Source organism: Arthrobacter sp. 05T47, assembly GCF_056395825.1.
The window spans coordinates 1-5,691 of record NZ_JBFTKG010000074.1 but is presented as its reverse complement, the minus strand read 5'-3'; the positions used below and the strand labels follow the sequence as shown (position 1 = coordinate 5,691).

At 57.7% G+C, this 5,691-nt stretch carries 5 protein-coding genes; 3 read left to right on the top strand and 2 right to left on the bottom strand.

Annotated elements, in window-relative coordinates; translation table 11 throughout:
• Positions 1–1,188, bottom strand: a 1,188-nt coding sequence (locus AC1DEY_RS22535) for a DEAD/DEAH box helicase (protein WP_476869935.1), incomplete at its 3' end; no start/stop codon positions are given.
• Positions 1,189–1,517: 329 nt separating this feature from the next.
• On the opposite strand from AC1DEY_RS22535, the gene AC1DEY_RS22530 reads away from it, so the two are divergent.
• The 3 genes from AC1DEY_RS22530 (at position 1,518) to AC1DEY_RS22520 (ending at position 5,393) form a co-directional block, all read left to right on the top strand.
• Positions 1,518–2,717 carry a hypothetical protein gene (locus tag AC1DEY_RS22530; RefSeq protein WP_476869934.1) on the top strand — a complete coding sequence of 400 codons (1,200 nt, stop codon included), beginning with the start codon at positions 1,518–1,520 and terminating at the stop codon, positions 2,715–2,717.
• A gap of 160 nt (positions 2,718–2,877) precedes the next feature.
• Positions 2,878–4,737: a DUF262 domain-containing protein gene (locus AC1DEY_RS22525; protein WP_476869933.1), complete on the top strand. Its 1,860-nt coding sequence runs from the start codon at positions 2,878–2,880 to the stop codon at positions 4,735–4,737.
• 332 nt (positions 4,738–5,069) lie between these two features.
• Complete coding sequence (locus tag AC1DEY_RS22520) at positions 5,070–5,393, top strand: hypothetical protein (protein ID WP_476869932.1); 324 nt, start codon at positions 5,070–5,072, stop codon at positions 5,391–5,393.
• A 52-nt stretch (positions 5,394–5,445) separates the two neighbouring features.
• Here the strand turns inward: AC1DEY_RS22520 and AC1DEY_RS22515 are convergent.
• Positions 5,446–5,691, bottom strand: a 246-nt coding sequence (locus AC1DEY_RS22515; RefSeq protein ID WP_476869931.1) for a hypothetical protein, incomplete at its 5' end; no start/stop codon positions are given.

The window sequence follows — 5,691 nt, the reverse complement described above, 5'->3', positions numbered from 1 at the left end:
TTCCTTGACCGTCTCCAGCAGAGCCGCGGGGCTTGAAAGGAAGGCCTTGGCCAGGGTCCACGGGAAAAGGCCGCCGTTCTGGCCTGAGTATGGCGAACCACCTGCCTTGGGGTACAGCCAGGTGTCCGCCAGCTCCTCGGCGACGTCGTTCTCTTCCGATGATGCCGGGATCAGCTTGTTATCTGGTTCCAGGCGCTCTGCCCAGTCCGCGCCGACTTCGTTTGCGACCTCGGGACTGTGGCGGTGCCGGCGGATGATCAGATGCTCGATGTCCTTCTGCTCGAAGGTGCCGTCCGGCCGCACGACGGTGGGGTCCAGCAGCCGGAGCAGCTCAGCGAACGAATCGTTCTTGCCGTTGTGCGGGGTGGCGGAGGCGAGAATCAGGGCCTCCGTATTGGGGGCCAGGACGCGCGCGAGCTCATTGTTCTGGGTGCCCAAGTTGGTGAGGTTGTGGGATTCATCGATGACGACCGCGTCCCAGCGCAGCTTCTCCAGATGGGCGCGGTAGCGGGCGCTCTTGAGCGTGTCGATGGAGATGATGGCGCGCTTGAAATACGTAAACGGGTTCCGAGTGCCAGGGAGGATCTGGCGGACCTTCTGGATGCCTGCCGAGTCCAAGCGGACAAAGGGAAGCGCAAAGCGGCACCAAAGCTCGTGCTGCATCTGCTCCAGGACGTGCCTTGGTGTCACGATGAGGATGCGTTCTCCGCGGCCGCGCTTGACCAGTTCGCTGAGGATCATCCCGATTTCCAGTGTCTTGCCCAGGCCGACAGCATCTGCAATTAGGATGCGTGGACGGACATTGCGACTGTCCAGCGCCTTGGCTACCGCGATCCGCTGGTAATTGAGGCTGTCGGCCAGCATTCGAGTGGAGACGCCGAGTTTCGGGTCATTAAGGGGTGCCGGCGTCTTGCGCAGGGTGGATTCGAGCCAGAGGCGCGCCCGGCGGTAGTTCGGGCTGCTGTCTGCGACGACCTTGGAGTTCCGTGGGTCCACTACTTCGATCGTGTCCAACGCGGAATAGAACGCTGCAGTGGTGTCGCGGACGAGCTCGCTGAGGCCTTGCACTCTGACCAGTGTCCCGTCGACTGACCTCTCGGCGCTGGTGACCAGCCACTCTTCGTCACGTATGTGCACGACCGAACCGGGCGCGACGTTGAGCTCACGGTTTACGCCTGTAACTGTCAAGACCTACTCCTGTATTTCGTTCATCCCCATACCATCAGCTGCGGCCGCAGCGAGCAGTAGTCTGATGGTCAACCAAACATACTAGAACGGAGGCCGTAACTTCGGTGGCGCCTCCTCGGACACGTCGCAGGCGCCGCGGCACGTCATTTCGTGCCAAACTTTGTTCAATTTGACGATTGAGAGCAGGCAGCATGCACCCCGGAGACACTGGTTCGTGGCCTAATTCAACCGATACCGAGGGCAGACTGCCCGAAGTGGTGGTGCTGCGGTTCATTGAAACTCGTCATCTAAGAGCTGAACAAAGGTTACTTTTAGTCCGGCATTCCCCTTTGGAAGGGGAGCCAGGCCGCAGTATCGTCTCCTACCGGAGAAATGGTGCCTGGATCGAGCCGTCCCCCGACGAAGATAAGGACAAGTGGTTCTTCGAGGGCCCCGAATCTGAGAGTGCAGCAGTGTATCCAAAGTTCTTTGATCTCCTCCCGCGCTTCGAGGGCACCGTGGCCCGACACCTCCGGCAACTAGCCACAGAGTGGTTTGACCGAAGGGAACTCGACCTTGACTCGGAACTGAACCCGGCGGATTTCTGCGGGGAGGCGCCCCGACTTGAAGTCAGTTTCTCAAGCCCCAAGCGCTGCCACATTGAGCTTGTCACGGACCGCTCAATCTGGCACCGCTCGCCGAATCGATCCTGGAAACGTGTCAGGAACCTGTCAATCCAGGACGCTCTCCGGAGATCAGCAATCAATGACGCTGCGAACCGGCACCTTGAGGCGTCCCTGAAGTTCGAGCCGATAACCGATGACGAACGAGACGGTCGGTGGGCGCAGCAGGATGAAGCATTTAGTCTGGCTATGGCACTCGGCGGTTCGTTTCAGATTATTCCAACCTTCGATTCCCACCTCATGCTTTTGGAGGAGGAAGAGGCCCTCAACTGGACGACGGTCCGGCGGCTGCTATCGCTGTCGGCCACAGCAGGTTTCTCGTGCAACCAGGACGGCCAAGCCGCAGAACTCTTCGTGCAACAACAGCAGCAGAAGTGGGTTCGCGAGCATGGCGAGTGGGTATGGACAGAACGACAGCTTGATTCTCAGTGGAGCCCCTCCGAAATTAGGTTATCCCGGCTGACAGAAGCCGTGACTTGGTGGGATACCTTCGGGAGCAAGCTTCCTCCTGAGCCGGCACCTAGCTATTCCAGCTCAGGTTCCGTCGCGTTTGTAACGGACGTGGACCCGTACGGTGCAGGCGATTTCCCTCTGCTCAATTTGGTCTTTGGATCGATCGAGGATGGGAGAGGCTTACGGCGCACCTCCGGACATTGGGAAGAGGACTACATAGGTGCACTGGATATGGAAAACCACATGCCAAGAGATGAGGGCGACCTGCGGCCCTGGGGCGGTCAGTACCTGTACGTCCTCGACCGGGACGCAGCGGCCCTTGCTGTTGAGTTCTGGGACTATGGTCGCCGAGATTGCGGGGCGTACCCTCCCTCGTGGACCGATTTCGCCGGTGGGATGAAGGGTCGCTGCTGAAGTTACGGTCGGAGGCGGCTGTATTTCCAACGGCCGGTTTAGCGGCCAGCTCGAAGGGTTTTTGCCCAAGGCCAGGATCTCAGTAGGCCGCTCCACGATCTGAGCACTAGAGTCATCACAACATTCAAGTCCGCTCAAACTTCTCAAAYCAGGGGGAAAATTGCAGGCAGATACTCTCACGTTGAAATCCGTTCTAGGCCTCGAGCGCCGATACGTAATCCCAACCTTTCAGCGGGACTACGAATGGTCACTTGAAGGCCAATGGCGATTGCTCCATGAGGACCTGTTGGCGGCCGCCGAACGGCTGCAGCAAGCCCGTCGTCAAGCCGACGCCTTGAGTAAACCCAGGGCTGGGGCCGACAAAGACGTGACRCCTCATTTTCTGGGTGCGGTCGTTTGCGAGCAGCTGCCGTCGTCGACAGGCGGCGTGGATCAGCGCGCCGTTATCGACGGTCAGCAGCGTCTGACGACACTCCAGCTTCTAGCCCGCGGTATTCTCGACGTGCTCCAAGAAAGAGACTCCCCCCGAGCAGCGCAAATGCGCCGACTCATCTCTAACCCAACTGATGTGGCCACTGAACCACTGGACCACTACAAACTATGGCCAAGGCGTAAAGACCGCGAGGTTTGGCCCGATGCCGTTTCAGACGAGATTCCTTCCAGTAACGGGCACCCCTATCTCTCGGCACGCAAGTTCTTTGCCGACCAGACACGCGACGCTGTGAATGCAGATCCTGATACTGAACTGCTTGACGCTATCGTCGATACGTTCTTAGGTCTGTTCAAACTCGTGGTCATCGACCTCGAAGACAATGACGACGCTCAAGTGATCTTCGAAGTGCTTAATGGCCGTCAAACCCCTCTGTCGGCCTCCGACTTGGTGAAGAACCTGCTGTTCCTTCGCGGCGATCTTCGCGGCGAAATCGAGCTCGACACACTGTATGACCGATACTGGGCTCCTCTAGATGAAGCATGGTGGAAGACCACGGTGGGTACGGGCCATGCGGCACGCGGGCGCCGAGACGTTCTCCTATCCGCCTGGCTGACGGCTGTCTCGGGACAGGAAGCGGAAGTTGGTCACCTGTATGGGCAGGTTCGTAAGTACTTGGCGGCTAACAACAGGGCTACTGAAGCTGTTCTCAAGGAACTCAGCGAGTACGCGACGGCATACATAACTGTCTACCATCCAGAACGAGCAGGGTCAGATCCTCTGGCGCAGGCGTACACCCGGCTTAACCGGATTCGTGTCTTGACCGCAGTGCCTCTTCTATTGTGGCTTCGTACTCTTCCGAGTGACGTACTTCCGCTCTCTGAGCACGAGAACGCTGTGGGCGCAATCGAGTCCTGGGTGATGCGTCGCATGGTCACAGGCGCAAACACCAGGGGATACGGCATATTCTTCGTGGATGTGCTGAAGTCGGCGCAGGCGGCGCACTTTGAAGGGCGCAGTATTTCTGATGCCATCACGGCTTACATGAGCTCTGCGTCCCAAGGGTTGGCTTGGCCAACCGATGATGAAATTGCATCCTCCTTTGCAAATAACAAGTTTTATAACTCCTTCACGCAGGAGAGGATCCGGCTCGTTCTGGGTGCAATCGACAAGCAGCTTCAGTTTGAGAACCCCCGCACAGAGCCGGCGAAGTTTGACTACGAGCAACTGCAGATTGAGCACATTCTTCCTTCCTCATGGCAATCTCACTGGCCCTTGGACATAGACGATCCTGCGCAACTTGAGCTGGCGTCGCAGCAGCGTCATTCTGCCGCCCACCTAATCGGCAATCTCACTCTCGTAACGTCTAGGTTCAATCAAGGAGTTTCAAACTTCGGGTGGGACATTAAACGCCCCGAGTTCGCTTTGCAGTCCGGTCTCCAACTCAACAAACCGTTGGCTGCGACAGATCTGTGGGACGAATCTTCGATACACAACCGAGCGCGACAACTCGCTGAGGTCGCTTGCCGAGTGTGGCCCCGAACCACGCCTACTGTTCAGGCGCAGGGTGAAACTAAGGTGAATGACTGACCGCGAGTAGGGACGCGGTGCGCCTCTCTTTGACAAGAATCCGTCTGAATCGGTTCATCAGGTCGCGACAGCTGACGCATTCGTGCCAGCAGTCGCCCCGACATCAGGCAACTCCTAGCGACGCCGGAGCACACCCGCGATCTGACCAAGCGGTCGCCGTCGCGCGTGTGGCGGTGCACGCACTCGGCGTGGTCGCTGATCAGGGCGTTCGCTGAACGCGACTGGCAGCGCGACTGACCGCCCGCCCCGATCCGTGAGTTCATCCTCAACGACATGTACAAACATAACGACGTCTGCTGGCACACAACTTTTCGCCATGAAGGARGATATCAATGACAAATAAGGATCAAATCGCCCATGACTTAGCAGTCGCCTATATCAACAATAGATATGGCGCTGAAGTGACGGGTGAGTTTTCTGTCAGCACTTACGATAGGGATGTTACTGGATCTGGACAAGTCGAAACTGAGCGTCTTCCACATGTTAATAAGATTCGCATGGTCAGAGTCGGAACTGGTGAAAGACACTTCTTTGGACTTCGGGAAAGAACAACGTCGGTTGAGTCAGGATATGAGGTTGATCCTGTATTCGAGAATATGATCGAGGATTACTACGAAGCCTATTCAAGATTCCATGCGTTGTTGAAGAACAGATAGCGAATGCGTGTTTGATTGCGACGATCTTCAGAAGCCGACGGTGGATATAGATTCAGCTGGTCAACTCCTGGGCGGCAGTTAGCCGCTTGGCCGCTCGCGAGATCGAGACGAGAGCGGGGACGGAGAGCACGAGACCAACCGCTGCGAAACAGATCAGATGATGTTGGAGCCGGCTGGCACGAGAGAGTCCATCGGGCCGCCCATGACGCCGCTTCAAGTCAGTGATCCTGGGCGTGATCATCGCGACGTCGATGTTCCCCGGAATCTCCGTGGTGGTGCCGCTGCTGCGCCTCTTCAC